The organism is Pseudomonas alliivorans (assembly GCF_017826695.1).
GTDB lineage: Bacteria > Pseudomonadota > Gammaproteobacteria > Pseudomonadales > Pseudomonadaceae > Aquipseudomonas > Aquipseudomonas alliivorans.
On record NZ_JAFFZW010000006.1, the window covers coordinates 1 to 13,533 of the forward strand.

At 58.0% G+C, this 13,533-nt stretch carries 13 protein-coding genes; 3 read left to right on the forward strand and 10 right to left on the reverse strand.

Translation table 11 applies throughout. The features are described 5' to 3' along the window. Positions 1–74: 74 nt before the first annotated feature. The 6 genes from msrQ to JTJ32_RS16430 form a co-directional block, all read right to left on the reverse strand. Entirely contained in the window at positions 75–695 is a 621-nt protein-coding gene (gene msrQ / locus JTJ32_RS16405) for a protein-methionine-sulfoxide reductase heme-binding subunit MsrQ (RefSeq protein WP_210042668.1), read from the reverse strand. After that, positions 695–1,708: a protein-methionine-sulfoxide reductase catalytic subunit MsrP gene (gene msrP / locus JTJ32_RS16410; RefSeq protein ID WP_184321522.1), complete on the reverse strand. Its 1,014-nt coding sequence runs from the start codon at positions 1,706–1,708 to the stop codon at positions 695–697. Before msrP ends, msrQ begins: the two co-directional genes overlap by 1 nt. 63 nt (positions 1,709–1,771) lie before the next feature. Next, positions 1,772–2,629 carry a CDP-diacylglycerol--serine O-phosphatidyltransferase gene (pssA, locus tag JTJ32_RS16415; protein ID WP_029244489.1) on the reverse strand — a complete coding sequence of 286 codons (858 nt, stop codon included), beginning with the start codon at positions 2,627–2,629 and terminating at the stop codon, positions 1,772–1,774. A gap of 146 nt (positions 2,630–2,775) precedes the next feature. Next, on the reverse strand, positions 2,776–3,792 hold the full coding sequence (gene ilvC, locus JTJ32_RS16420; protein WP_002552076.1) for a ketol-acid reductoisomerase: 1,017 nt from the start codon (positions 3,790–3,792) through the stop codon (positions 2,776–2,778). 46 nt (positions 3,793–3,838) lie between these two features. Beyond that, complete coding sequence (gene ilvN, locus JTJ32_RS16425; protein WP_025258538.1) at positions 3,839–4,330, reverse strand: acetolactate synthase small subunit; 492 nt, start codon at positions 4,328–4,330, stop codon at positions 3,839–3,841. A gap of 2 nt (positions 4,331–4,332) precedes the next feature. Next, positions 4,333–6,057 carry an acetolactate synthase 3 large subunit gene (locus JTJ32_RS16430; RefSeq protein ID WP_025996000.1) on the reverse strand — a complete coding sequence of 575 codons (1,725 nt, stop codon included), beginning with the start codon at positions 6,055–6,057 and terminating at the stop codon, positions 4,333–4,335. A gap of 399 nt (positions 6,058–6,456) precedes the next feature. On the opposite strand from JTJ32_RS16430, the gene JTJ32_RS16435 reads away from it, so the two are divergent. Next, entirely contained in the window at positions 6,457–6,888 is a 432-nt protein-coding gene (locus JTJ32_RS16435; RefSeq protein ID WP_210042669.1) for a DUF4124 domain-containing protein, read from the forward strand. Between the two features lie 11 nt (positions 6,889–6,899). Here the strand turns inward: JTJ32_RS16435 and JTJ32_RS16440 are convergent, their stop codons facing one another. Genes JTJ32_RS16440 through mrcB form a run of 3 tightly spaced genes read right to left on the reverse strand, consistent with a single transcriptional unit; the run spans position 6,900 to position 10,307 of the window. Then, positions 6,900–7,229: a YqcC family protein gene (locus JTJ32_RS16440; protein WP_210042670.1), complete on the reverse strand. Its 330-nt coding sequence runs from the start codon at positions 7,227–7,229 to the stop codon at positions 6,900–6,902. Next, the gene (locus tag JTJ32_RS16445) at positions 7,229–7,969 is read right to left on the reverse strand and encodes a hypothetical protein (protein ID WP_210042672.1); all 741 of its coding nucleotides are present in this window, start codon (positions 7,967–7,969) and stop codon (positions 7,229–7,231) included. Before JTJ32_RS16445 ends, JTJ32_RS16440 begins: the two co-directional genes overlap by 1 nt. A 16-nt stretch (positions 7,970–7,985) precedes the next feature. Continuing rightward, a complete protein-coding gene (mrcB, locus tag JTJ32_RS16450) occupies positions 7,986–10,307 on the reverse strand; it encodes a penicillin-binding protein 1B (protein ID WP_210042674.1) in 2,322 nt (773 codons plus the stop codon). A 133-nt stretch (positions 10,308–10,440) separates the two neighbouring features. Between mrcB and JTJ32_RS16455 the strand changes: the two genes are divergently transcribed. Beyond that, a complete protein-coding gene (locus JTJ32_RS16455) occupies positions 10,441–11,979 on the forward strand; it encodes a bifunctional aminoglycoside phosphotransferase/ATP-binding protein (protein WP_184321532.1) in 1,539 nt (512 codons plus the stop codon). A gap of 96 nt (positions 11,980–12,075) precedes the next feature. After that, on the forward strand, positions 12,076–12,420 hold the full coding sequence (locus JTJ32_RS16460) for a pentapeptide repeat-containing protein (RefSeq protein ID WP_099226818.1): 345 nt from the start codon (positions 12,076–12,078) through the stop codon (positions 12,418–12,420). 282 nt (positions 12,421–12,702) lie between these two features. Here JTJ32_RS16460 and deoC read toward each other — a convergent pair whose 3' ends face one another. After that, complete coding sequence (gene deoC, locus JTJ32_RS16465; protein WP_210042676.1) at positions 12,703–13,530, reverse strand: deoxyribose-phosphate aldolase; 828 nt, start codon at positions 13,528–13,530, stop codon at positions 12,703–12,705. Between the last annotated feature and the right edge of the window lie 3 nt (positions 13,531–13,533).

Sequence of the window (13,533 nt, forward strand, 5' to 3'; positions counted from 1 at the left end):
GGCTTTTTCGTTTCCGTCTGCGCCGGAAGTGGGGCGAATTATAGACACCTCAACGAGCGCGTCAACCGTTATTTTCAGGTTTTTGCCTGCCGACTTGCCCCGACATTAACAAGACGCGGGATTCGCTTAGCAATTACGGGGATTCGCAGCAAAAGCAGCCCTGCCCCTATTGCTGCATAAAGCGCCCACTCCTTTAGATCGGCCCGCACAATCCAGAACATATGCAGCAAACCGAGCCCCAGAATCACGTAGACCAGCCGATGAAGTTTCTTCCACCGCGCCCCCAACCGACGCTGACTGTATCGATTGGATGTCACCGCCAGCACCAGAAGACAGAGAAACCCGAGCGCTCCGACAATAATGTAGGGCCGCTTGACCAGCTCAACGCCCAGTTGCCCGAAATCCAGCCCCAGGACAAAAAGCGTGTACATGGTCATGTGCAGCACCACATACGCGAAACACCAAAGCCCCAACTGCCGGCGTACCACGATCCAGAATGGCCAGCCGCTCAGTTTCTGCAGTGGCGTCATGGCCAGGGTGATCAGCAGCAGTATCAGCGCCCCCAATCCAAAGTTCTCGACCAGCGCCTTTCCCGGATCAGGCCCCAGCGCAAATATCCAGGCTTGATAAAGCCACAGGACGGGAGCAACACAGGCAGCAAGAAATACGCAAAGACGCAGCAACGGGTAACGCATCAGTAGTCCTTCCGCAGGTCCATGCCTGTATAGAGAGACGCCACCTCCTCCTCGTACCCGTTGAACATCTTGGTATCCATGACATTGGGACTGAACAGCCCGCTCGGCAAACGCCGTTCGCGAGCCTGAGTCCAGCGCGGGTGATCCACGGTCGGGTTCACGTTGGCATAGAAGCCGTACTCATTGGCCGCGATGCTTTGCCAGGTCGTTTTGGGCTGTTCGCTCACCAGGCTTATCCGCACGATGGACTTCACGCTCTTGAAGCCATACTTCCATGGCACCACCAACCGAAGCGGAGCACCGTTCTGGTTGGGCAATTCACGGCCATACATGCCCACCGCCAGAATCGCCAGCGGATTCATCGCTTCATCAAGACGCAGCCCCTCAACATAAGGCCAGTCGATCAGCGCGAAGTCGGAACGCTGTCCCGGCATCGACTTGGAATCTTCGAGCGTCTCGAAACGAATGTATTTGGCCTTTGAGGTCGGCTCGACCTGCTTGAGCAAGGCCGAAATGGGAAACCCGATCCACGGAATCACCATCGACCAGGCCTCAACGCAGCGTAAACGATAGATGCGCTCTTCCAGTTGATAAGGCTTCATGAAGTCTTCCAGAGCGTAGCGGCCCGGTTTACCGACCTCACCATCGATCACCACACTCCAGGGCTCGGTTTTCAAGGAGCCCGCGTTTTTTGCGGGATCGCCCTTGTCAGTTCCGAATTCATAGAAGTTGTTGTAGTGAGTCGCGTCCTTGAAAGGCGTGATCGCCTCACCCTGGACGTTGACCGCCTGCCATTTGGTGTCCGGAAGCTTTTCAGCAAACCAGCTCGGCGCCTTGCCCGCCTCAACATCGGCGTAACGGGAAGGATCTGCGGCATTGGCCCAGCGCGGCAAGGCACTTACCGCCAATCCGGCCAAAGAACTGGCCAGCAGTGTGCGACGAGAAAGATAGATGGATTCAGGCGTGACGTCGGACTCTTTGGAGTCTGACGCAGAAGGAAGCTTGATTAGCATGATGACTCCGCAGCCTAGGGGAACTGATGCACCAATAGACTACGGAGTATGGTGGAAATTAGATCAGTTGGAGGATTTGTGGCGACGAAGACGCAACAAATACTGAGCAGGGCCCGACAGCGCGTAACCGAGGAAAATAAGCAGCAGGATGCGCGGCGGATCGCTGAATACGACAGCGAACACCAGGACCACCGCCAGAATCGCAACGAACGGCACTCGACCTCTCAGGTCGAGCTCCTTGAAGCTGTTGTACTTGATGTTGCTGACCATCAGCATCCCCGCACCGGCCACCAGCAGCGCGACCAGAAACGACAGCTTGGACCCCTGGATGCCGAAATCGCTGAACGCCCAGACGGTACCTGCCACGACACCGGCAGCAGCCGGACTGGCCAGACCGATGAAGTAACGTTTATCAGCCTTGCCGACCTGCGTGTTGAAACGCGCCAGACGCAACGCCGCCCCAGCGACATAAATGAAGGCGACCATCCAGCCGACCTTGCCCATGTCCCCGAGCGCCCAGCCAAATGCCAGCAAGGCAGGCGCCACACCAAAGGCAACCATGTCGGACAGCGAATCGTATTCGGCGCCGAAGGCGCTTTGCGTGTTGGTCATGCGCGCCACACGGCCGTCGAGGCCATCCAGCACCATCGCGACGAAAATGGCGATGGCGGCGAACGCGAAGTACTTGCTGGCTCCCGCCGTGTCACCTGCGCTCAAGGCACTCTGGGCGCTCATGGAACTGATGATGGAATAGAAACCCGCAAACAGATTGGCGGTAGTGAACAGGTTGGGCAGCAGATAGATGCCGCGATGACGCACCTTGCGGCCTTCGTCATCGTGCCCTTCTTCAACGTGTTCATCGATAGGTAGCAGACTTTCAGCGTCAGAGGCCTTGATCGGCTCTTCAGGACGTTCGCTCATGGACATTACCTTGCAGCGGTTGAAAAGGTTCGACAGATGTCTGCGACGAGGGTTCGTCGGCAAACGATGCAGCTTTATACCAGAGCCGGAACCCATAACGAAAAAACGCGGCCTGTTGGCCGCGTTTTTTCATGAACCGGAAAAGATCAGTTCTTGTCCTTGTCGACGATTTTGTTCGCCGCGATCCAAGGCATCATCGAGCGCAGTTTCTCGCCGATGATTTCGATACCGTGCGCAGCGTTGTTACGACGCTTGGCGGTCATCGATGGGTAGCCGGTAGCACCTTCGCTGATGAACATCTTGGCGTATTCGCCATCCTGAATGCGCTTCAGAGCGTTGCGCATGGCCTGACGGGATTCAGCGTTGATGACTTCAGGGCCGGTCACGTACTCGCCGTACTCGGCGTTGTTGGAGATCGAGTAGTTCATGTTGGCGATGCCGCCTTCGTACATGAGGTCAACGATCAGCTTCAGTTCGTGCAGGCACTCGAAGTAGGCCATTTCCGGCGCGTAACCAGCTTCAACCAGCGTTTCGAAGCCAGCCTTGACCAGCTCGACGGTACCGCCACACAGAACAGCCTGCTCGCCGAACAGGTCGGTTTCGGTTTCGTCCTTGAATGTGGTTTCGATGATGCCTGTACGGCCACCGCCAACGCCCGAAGCGTAGGACAGCGCGACGTTCTTGGCGTTGCCCGAGGCGTCCTGGTAAACAGCGATCAGGTCAGGAATACCGCCGCCCTTGACGAACTCGGTACGCACGGTGTGGCCTGGAGCCTTCGGCGCGATCATGATCACGTCCAGGTCAGCGCGTGGCACGACCTGGTTGTAGTGAATGGCGAAACCGTGGGAGAAGGCCAGTGTTGCGCCCTTCTTCAGGTTAGGCTCGACTTCATTCTTGTACAGCTGGGACTGGAACTCGTCCGGGGTCAGAATCATGACCAGGTCGGCAGCAGCAACGGCGGAAGCGACGTCGGTCACTTTCAGGCCATGAGCTTCAGCTTTGGCGACAGTGGCTGAACCCTTGCGCAGGCCAACAGTGACATCAACGCCGGAGTCTTTCAGGTTGCACGCTTGAGCGTGGCCCTGGGAGCCGTAACCGATGATGGCAACTTTCTTACCCTGGATGATCGAAAGGTCGCAGTCTTTGTCGTAAAAAACTTTCATGGAAATCCCCTGTTATCTTGGCCGTTCAGGCCATTTGCTTAATGAGTTAAATGCTCAGCACTTTGTCGCCACGGGCAATGCCCGTCACGCCACTGCGTACTGTTTCCAGGATGGCGGCAGTGCCGATGGCCTGAATGAAGCTGTCCAGTTTGTCGCTCGTACCGCTCAACTGCACGGTGTAGACGCTGGCGGTCACGTCGACGATCTGTCCGCGGAAGATATCCGTGGTGCGCTTGATCTCGGCACGCTGCGCGCCGGTGGCCTTGACCTTGACCAGCATCAGCTCGCGCTCGATATGCGCGCTTTCCGACAGATCGACCAGCTTGACCACTTCAACGAGCTTGTTGAGGTTCTTGGTGATCTGCTCGATCACCTCATCATGGCCCACGGTGGTCAGCGTCAGACGCGACAGGGTCGGGTCCTCGGTGGGCGCGACCGTCAGGCTTTCGATGTTGTAGTTACGCTGCGAGAACAGCCCGACGACACGAGACAACGCACCCGGTTCGTTTTCCAGCAGTAGGGAAATGATGTGCCGCATGATTATGTCCGCTCCGTCTTGCTCAACCACATATCGCGCATGGAGCCGTCCTTGATCTGCATCGGATAGACGTGCTCGGTTACATCGACCTGAATGTCGAGGAAGACCAGACGATCTGTCATGGCAAAGGCTTCTTCCATTTTCGGCTTCAAATCTTTCAGGTCCGTGATACGCATGCCGACGTGGCCGTAGGCTTCGACCAGCTTGACGAAGTCAGGCAACGATTCCATATACGAGTGGGAGTGACGAGCGCCGTAGCTCATGTCCTGCCACTGGCGAACCATGCCAAGTACGCCGTTGTTGAGCAGAATGATCTTCACTGGCAGACCATACTGCAGGCAGGTCGACAGTTCCTGGATGTTCATCTGGATACTGCCTTCACCGGTCACGCATGCAACATGGGCATCCGGGAAGTTCAGTTTGACGCCCATGGCTGCCGGGAAACCGAAGCCCATCGTGCCCAGGCCACCCGAGTTGATCCAGCGGTTGGGCTTGTTGAAGCGGTAGTACTGAGCCGCGAACATCTGGTGCTGACCCACGTCGGACGTGACATAGGCGTCACCCTTGGTGACTTCGCACAACGTTTCTATCACGGTCTGTGGCTTGATGACCGAGCCATCGCCGCGGTTGTAAGGGAACAGGTCGCCGCCTGCACGCCACTCGTCGATCTGCTTCCACCATGCCGCAACGGACGCCTTGTCAGGTGTCTCGCCGATGTCTTTCAGGGTAGCGACCATTTCGGTCAGTACGCTTTCGACAGGGCCCACGATTGGCACATCGGCCTTGATGGTCTTGGAGATGGAGGCCGGGTCAATATCGATGTGGATGATCTTGGCGTTCGGGCAGAATTTGCTCGCGCCGTTGATGACCCGGTCATCGAAACGCGCGCCGACTGCCAGGATCACATCGGTATGGTGCATGGCCAGGTTCGCGGTGTAGCTGCCGTGCATGCCAAGCATGCCTACGAACTGACGATCCGTGCCCGGGTAGCAACCCAGCCCCATCAGGGTGTTGGTGACCGGCGCATTGAGCAACTGAGCCAGCTCGGTCAATTGCGCAGAGCCGTTGCCCATGATCACGCCACCACCGGCGTAAATGATCGGACGTTTGGCGGCCAGCAGCATTTCGACTGCCTTGCGAATCTGGCCAGAGTGACCACGCACCGCCGGGCTGTAGGAACGCAGCTTGGCTTTCTTGGGGAAGACGTATTCGAACTTCTCGGCCGGGTTGGTCATGTCCTTCGGAATATCGACGACGACAGGACCAGGGCGACCGGATTGCGCCAGGTAAAAAGCCTTTTTCAGGATTTCCGGGATTTCCGACGCATGCTTGATCATGAAGCTGTGCTTCACGATCGGACGGGAGATACCGATCATGTCGGTCTCCTGGAACGCATCGGTGCCCACCAGCGTACTGGCGACCTGACCAGACAGTACCACCATCGGGATGGAGTCCATGTAGGCGGTCGCGATGCCGGTAATTGCGTTGGTCGCACCCGGACCGGAAGTAACCAGCACGACACCCGCCTTGCCGGTCGCACGTGCATAGCCATCGGCCATGTGCGTGGCAGCCTGCTCGTGGCGAACGAGGATATGGCTCACGGCCGGTTCTTTGAACAGGGCATCGTAGACATGCAGAAGGGCACCACCCGGGTACCCATAGATATGCTCAACGCCTTCGTCACGCAAAAAGCGGACGATCATTTCAGCGCCAGATAAAAGCTCCACGTTGTTCACCTCTAAAACGCCAGAATACCGCCCACTCCGGGACGGGTCTTAATAGGTTTACTGCCAAGCAGAGCATGAGCGACGGTGGTCGCCGACTACGTCAGCACTGACTGAGCAAGTATTGGGATGTCCCTGAGTGTTGCGGAACATTCCCACCCAGCGCGAGGTAACGCGTTGCGGGTGTTACAGGTCGGCGCGGGTGTGCGCCTCATGATCTACCGAGAGGGTCTGCTTCTGGCAGTCCTTCTACAGCGAACTTTGGATTGTTGTGATTCGCCCCCCTCAAGTCAAGTCATCGTTGAGCTTTCTTGTTACCAAGGGCCTGAAATTGCACTGTTTCAGACTGAAGCGCACCGTTATGGTAGCTTTCCTGTGGCATAGACATTTCAAGGAAACACCATGCGATGGATGATCTTCGCTGCGGCGCTGGCCATGGCAGCGAGCGCGAGCAGTCAGGCAGCACCGGTCTACAAGTGGGTGGACGCCCAGGGCGTGACCCACTTCGACGCCCACCCCCCGGCGGGCAAGGAGGCGCAGCAGATCAATGTGCAAACACCGCCCCCCTCATCCGCGCCCTCATCCACTTCTACCGACTCACCGTCAGACGATGCTCAGCAACGCGCCATCAATGACAAGGTAAGGGCTCAGGTAAAAGTGCAGGAAGCGAAGCGGGAGGAGAATTGCGAGGGACTGCGTACCAACCTTGCGCAGCTGCAGAACAATCCGCGGATTCGGGAGCAGGTCGGTGGAGAAGTCAGGCGCCTCACGGAAGAGAACCGCAAGACGCGCATTGAAGAGACTGAAAAAGCCATCAGCGAGTACTGCCGCTAGGCAGTACCCGATCAACTGACTTCGGTGATCAATTGATCGAAACGGGCCAGACTCTGCCGTAACGATCTGGTTTCGCCCATATGGCCGGAATAGACCATTTCAGCCATTTCCAGAATTCCAGATGCATTGGGCAGTGGAAGGTCACGCTCAAGGATGATCTTCATACGGGGCAGGAAAATCCACTGCAGCCACTGCGCGAACTCGAGCGTATCCACACAGAAAGGCTCCTGACTGGACAGCGCCTGCTCGCCGGGCGGCGTGGTCTCCCACCAGCCCAGCACCCGCAGCTCCCGCTCGATCAACAGCAACTGTTCGGCAATTTCAGGAAAGCGCTCGTCCATCAGCGGGCCTTTTGCCGCGCCAGTGCTGCGCCGGCAGAATCGCCCTGCTTCTCGCGGGATTGAGCGATCAGTTCCCACAGGCTCGCCTGAAGACTGGCGCGACCGTTGGCATAGGTCAGACCACGACGCGCCAGTTGCTCGGCCTGGGCGGCATCGCCCTGAGCCAGACGCACTTGTGCAAGACGATAAAGCACTTGCGGCTCGCGAGGCGCGACACGCTGGGCACGCTCAAGACTGGACGATGCACCATTCAGGTCACCCCCACTCTGTTGTTGCTGCGCGGTGGTCAGCAACGCAAGCACCGGGCCATCCAGTTGCTCGTCTTCGGAAAGACCTCCACCGCTGGACGGTATCCCGGTAGGTGCCGATGAAGGCGGCATGCTGTAACTGGTATTACTGGCAGGCGCAGGGGTGACCGGAGCCGGATTGACTGGCGAGGTATCGATGGCGGGTGCATCGACACTGAAAGGAGCCTGGCTGGCAGGTGGCGAAAACGTCTGCCCCGGGTTGTTGCCGCCAGCGCCGGGAATCATCACCACGACACCCGAATCCTGCGGCACCGCCTGTGGTTGAGCCTGAGCCGTGTTTGCCTGATTCACGCCGTTACGTGACGCAGAAACACGTTCGCCGTTTGACACTTTCGAACTCGAATCCACGACCGGAATCGAGCCGCGCTCCACACTGGCGCAACCGTTGAGCAACGCCAGAGTCGTTAGAGCTGGTATCCACCATTTATTCACTTCAAACCCTCATTGCTTAGTTCAACCACCCCTTGACCCAGTCCATCACCTCAGTGGCAGGTGCCGGAGTGCCGCCGCATGTGGCGCCGGGCTGGGGTTCACTGCCGCGAATATACGGCATCTGTACGGCATTCGGGCAGCTTGCATCAGAACCCTGTCCGGTCTGGGCGTCGACCCAGGCCTGGACGACGTTATCCGGCATGGCCATGTCCAGCGGCAACGGATCGGCCTTGCGCATGAAACTGGTCCAGACCTGCAATGCACCCGTGGCACCGGTGAACGGTGTCTTGCCGTTGTCATCGCGGCCCATCCACACCACGGCCAGCAGGTCCTGACTGAAGCCGGCGAACCAACTGTCGCGCGAATCGTTACTGGTACCGGTCTTGCCCGCCAGATTCAGCGAGCTGGGTAACACGTTATAGACCGACTTGCCGGTACCTTCACGCATCACACGCTGCATCGCATTCTGCACCAGATAAATGGCGCCCGGATCGAAACGCTGCTCGATCTGGAACGGATAGCGCTTGAGCGGCTCGCCTTCGGCGGTCAGCACGCTGCGAATCCCGCGCATCGGCGTGTTGAAACCGCCGCTCGCAATGGTCTGGTACATGGTGGCGACTTCCATTGGCGTCAGCCCTCCCGCACCCAGCAACATGGATGGATAGGCAGGCCATTCACGCGTTACACCCAGCTTTGCCAGCGTCTTGAAGACGGTAGGAACACCCAGTTCAAGGCCCAGCTTGGCGGTTGAAAGGTTGTAGGAATGCGCAAGCCCCTGATACAGGAAGATGTTGCCGTGTGACTTGTGATCGTAGTTCTGAGGTTTCCAGACCTGACCGTCAGCACCCTTGACCTGAAACAGCTCATCGGCAATCCAACTGGTCAGCGTGTACTGGCTCGGACGTTCAAGCGCTGTGAGATAGATGGCTGGCTTGACCAGCGAGCCGATCGGCCGCACGGCATCGATTGCACGGTTGAAGCCTGCGAACCCCGCCTGACGACTGCCCAGCAGAGCCTGCACTTCGCCGGTTTCCGGATTGGTCACAACCATTGCCGCTTCAACCTCGTCCGAACCCTTGCGCCCGGCCAGCCGCTTGAACGTATCGTCCATGGCCGCCTGGGACTTCATCTGCAGGATCGGGTCGAAGCTCGTGAAAATCCGCAGCCCCTCTTCGGTCAAGTCTTCGTCGCGGTAGTCCTCGCGCAATTGACGCTTGACCAGATCCAGGAAGGCGGGGAACGAGCTGTCGGCCAGCGTACCGGTCTTGGTCACGCCCAACGGCATCTTCTTGGCGGCAGCCACGACTTCAGCGGTGGCAACGCCTTGCTGCTCGAACAGATCAAGCACCAGATTACGGCGCTCAAGTGCACGCTCGGGATTACGACGCGGGTTATAGAAGGACGGGCCCTTGACCAGCCCGACGAGCATCGCAACCTGATGGATTTTCAGCTCGGACAAAGGCTGACTGAAGAAGTACTGGCTGGCCAGACCGAAGCCATGCACTGCACGCTGACCATCCTGGCCGACGAACACCTCATTGAGATAGGCCTCGAGAATCTCCTGCTTGCTGTAATGAATCTCCAGCAGCACAGCCATCATGGCTTCGGTCAATTTGCGCGAGAGACTGCGCTCGTTGGTCAGGTAGAAGTTCTTGACCAACTGCTGGGTGAGCGTACTGCCGCCCTGACGCATTTGGCCCTGAGACGTATTGACCCAGAGGGCGCGCGCAATGGACTTGGGCGACACACCAAAGTGATGGTAGAAGTCACGGTCTTCGACTGCTACCAGCCCATCGAGTAGATAAGGCGGAGCCTGATCCAGTTTGATGAGGATCCGGTCTTCAAGATTCTTGGGATACAACCCGCCGATCAACAGCGGCTCAAGACGGGCCACGGCCAGCTTGCCGCCGTTGCCGGACGACAGGTCGGCCACGTAGTCACCGGAAAAGCGCACGCGGACCTGCTGGGCCGGGTCGGTGCCTTCGTAAAACTGGAAGCCTCGGGTATTGAGGTCGACCGTGTTGCCGTTGACTGCGGCAGCGCCGGGCCCGTTCGCAACGCTTTCACGGCGGTAGCCCAACGCATCCAGCTCGATGAGGAAGTCATCGCGGCTGAGCTTCTGGCCAACGAACAGCTCCAGCGGACGCGCGTAGACCTTCGCAGGAATGGTCCAGCGCTTTCCGGAGAATTTCTCCTGGACAATCGCGTCAAGATAGATAGCCAGGCCAGCCAAAAGGACCAGGCCGACAATGCTGAGCTTCAACGCCCAGCCCAGCCACTTGCGCAGGCTGCCGGAGGGTTGTTTTTTCGAGGGACGAGAGGTGCGGGATCGAGTCATGGGCGCGGATTATACGCACTTTGCAAGGCTTCGACAGACACCCGAGTCGGCGGTTTGCAGCGTCGCGCCAAGCGGCCATAATGGCCGCATCTGACAGTTACATTTTTTTGAATCCACTCCTGAAGGATCGCCCGTGAGCCAGTCTTTGATCGCAGCCCTGCAAAATCCCGCTCTTTTTCCCCATCCGGTAGAAGACTTTCAGGTTATCGAAACCCATATCTCATGGGTATTGCTCACCGGCCCTTACGCCTACAAGATCAAAAAACCTGCGAACTTCGGCTTTCTCGACTTCACCACGCTGTCGTCGCGCGAGCATTTTTGCAATGAAGAACTGCGCCTCAACCAACGCATGACCGAGGATCTGTACCTGGAGGTCCTGCCGATTACCGGTTCGGTCGAAGCCCCGCAACTGGACGGCAGCGGTGAAGTCATCGAGTACGCTCTCAAGATGCGGCAGTTCTCGCAAGCCGGCCTGCTGAGCACGCTGCAAGCCAACGGCGAACTGACAGCCGGACACATTGACGAGTTGGCGATCCAGATCGCCGGGGTTCACGAACAAGCCCCGCGCGTCATGTCTGACACGGATCTAGGTTCGCCCGACAGCGTTATGGCGCCAGTGCTGCAGAACTTCGAGCAGATTCGCCCTCTTCTCAGCGAAAAATCCGATCTGACCCAACTTGATGCCCTACAGGCATGGGCAGAATCGAGCTTCGAGCGCCTCAAGCCGTTGATGGCTCAGCGCAAGGCAGAAGGTTTTATCCGCGAATGCCATGGTGACATTCACCTGGGTAACGCGACCCTGATCGACGGCAAGGTTGTACTGTTCGACTGCATCGAGTTCAACGAGCCATTCCGCAAGACCGACGTCTACGCCGACATCGGCTTTCTGGCCATGGACCTGGAAGACCGGGGTTTGAAATCGCTTTCTCGACGCCTGATCAGCCTGTATCTGGAAAAGACCGGCGACTATGACGGCCTTGAACTGCTCAATTTCTACAAGGCCTACCGGGCCATGGTACGCGCCAAGGTCGCGCTGTTCAGCCAGCCCGCCAATGCCGATGGCGTTCAGCGTGCTGCGACCTTTCGTCAATACCGCAATTACGCGAATCTGGCCGAGAGCTACAGCGCCATCCCTTCACGCTTTCTCGTGGTGACTCACGGGGTTTCCGCCGTTGGCAAAAGCCATGTGGCCATGCGTCTGGTCGAATCACTGGGCGCGATCCGTCTGCGCTCAGACGTCGAGCGCAAGCGCATGTTCTCCGATGAAAGCACCGCGCTTTACGCAGAGCAGGCCAGCAGTGCGACGTACAATCGTCTGCATGAACTGGCGGGAAAAGTATTGCACGCAGGCTTTGCCGTCGTGATTGACGCCACCTACCTCAAGCATGAACAGCGCGTTGCGGCGGCCAAAGTTGCTGAAACCACCGGTGTGCCGTTCCTGATCCTGGATTGCGAAGCACCGGACGCCGTTATCGAAGGCTGGCTGGCACAGCGTCAGGCGCAGAACACCGATCCTTCAGACGCGACCATGGATGTCATCAAGGCCCAGCAGGCCAGCCGCGAGCCACTGACTGCGGAAGAAGTCATCTGCAGCAAGCACGTTGCGACCAATCAGAGTAGTGATCTGGACAGCCTCATCGATCAGTTGCGCCAGCGTCTGCCCGGCCTCTGAACACTGTGCTCAGCCGTTGGGCAGGTAGCGCTTCACGGCCGAGCAATGGTGGCGATATACTGGCGCCATAATTCCAACACAAACCACGAGGCCATCATGAGCCAGCCCAAACAGATCGACTCACCGCTCTACATCATGCTGCGTAGGGACGATGTCGAAGGCTTCAATCAGGAGAAGCCGAAGACCGGCACTATCGATATGGCCGGGGGTGATTTCCGGGGTCTTGATCTGCGTGACCTGGATACTGCCGGTATCGACTTTACCGATGCCTACTTCCGTTCAGCTGATCTTCGCGGCCTGGATTTGCGCAACACGCCGATGGAAGGTGCGAGCATCGCGCATGCACAGATATCGGGCGCTTACTTCCCGGCAGAACTCACCGCAGATGAAATTCTGATGTCTGTGAATTTCGGTACCCGACTGCGCTATCGCACTCGCTGAGCACCGTTTTCAAATACCGCCGTTGAAACAACCGTCTTGAACCGGTATGCGCAACGCATGCCGGGTGTAGGCGTTTTTCCGTTGACCCACGTCTGCTCCTGCGCCCCCGCTCCCGTTGTTATTCCCTACTTCCCGGCATCAATTTTCTGCACCTGACCAGCGGGGAAAAGAACTGTTGACTTACAAATGAGAATCGTTATGATTATCACATCCGGTCGCGAGACTGGACGATAACTGAAAGACCTTGGTTCGGACTTTCAGATTATCTCCTCATCAGGCTAATCACGGTTTTTGACCCGGCTCTTTGCCGGGTCTTTTTTTGCCTCCGAAAAATGGCTGAGGGCCTGCATACGCGTGCAAGCCAAGCCTTCCGAGCAAATCATCGAGCAGGCTCGATCCACCCAGTCGCACCCTGTCACTGACTATCCAGTGAGCACCGAACCTTGCGTGAGCCAGATGAATGAAATGCCTGGCGTCTTCAAAGGTACGAAGCCCGCCTGCGACCTTGAAGCCGACCTGCCCGCCCGTGTCGGCAATGGATTCCAGCATGATTCGCGCAGCCTGAGGCGTTACATGTCGCGCGGATTTGCCGGTGCCTGTCTTGAGAAAGTCGGCACCCGCTTCGATGGCTGCGCGGCATGCCGTGTGAATGACTTCCGAATCTCTCAATTCGCCAGTTTCGAGCGTTACCGTCAATTTGATCCGCCCGTCGAGCCGGGATCGACAGGCCGAGATCAGGTCCGCGCCCGTCTGCTCATCGCCGCCGAGCAATGCGCGAAAGGGATAGACAACATCGACCTCGTCGGCACCCGCAAGCATGGCCGCACGCGTCTCGGAAGCCGCAGCCTCGAAATCCGTTCCACCGTAAGGAAAGTTGACCACTGCCACGACCTTGACCTGATGTGCCTGGAGTCGATCCAGCGTCGTACGCGCAAGGCAGACAAAACGTGAAGACACACTCACTGCGGCAACAGGCCCCAGCGGCGTCAGTGCACGCTGACAGACCCCCATGATGCGTTGTTCGGTATCGTCGTGATTGAGGGCGAAGAGTTCCATCAAGGCTATGGCCTGGCGTGCCAGTTGCTCATCATCGGCAGTGATCGCTGTCATGGT

Coding starts and splice junctions, on each gene's coding strand:
- msrQ (WP_210042668.1), bottom strand. CDS start 695: ATGCGTTACCCGTTGCTGCGTCTTTGCGTATTTCTTGCTGCCTGTGTT.
- msrP (WP_184321522.1), bottom strand. CDS start 1,708: ATGCTAATCAAGCTTCCTTCTGCGTCAGACTCCAAAGAGTCCGACGTC.
- pssA (WP_029244489.1), bottom strand. CDS start 2,629: ATGAGCGAACGTCCTGAAGAGCCGATCAAGGCCTCTGACGCTGAAAGT.
- ilvC (WP_002552076.1), bottom strand. CDS start 3,792: ATGAAAGTTTTTTACGACAAAGACTGCGACCTTTCGATCATCCAGGGT.
- ilvN (WP_025258538.1), bottom strand. CDS start 4,330: ATGCGGCACATCATTTCCCTACTGCTGGAAAACGAACCGGGTGCGTTG.
- JTJ32_RS16435 (WP_210042669.1), top strand. CDS start 6,457: ATGCGATGGATGATCTTCGCTGCGGCGCTGGCCATGGCAGCGAGCGCG.
- JTJ32_RS16440 (WP_210042670.1), bottom strand. CDS start 7,229: ATGGACGAGCGCTTTCCTGAAATTGCCGAACAGTTGCTGTTGATCGAG.
- mrcB (WP_210042674.1), bottom strand. CDS start 10,307: ATGACTCGATCCCGCACCTCTCGTCCCTCGAAAAAACAACCCTCCGGC.
- JTJ32_RS16460 (WP_099226818.1), top strand. CDS start 12,076: ATGAGCCAGCCCAAACAGATCGACTCACCGCTCTACATCATGCTGCGT.
- deoC (WP_210042676.1), bottom strand. CDS start 13,530: ATGACAGCGATCACTGCCGATGATGAGCAACTGGCACGCCAGGCCATA.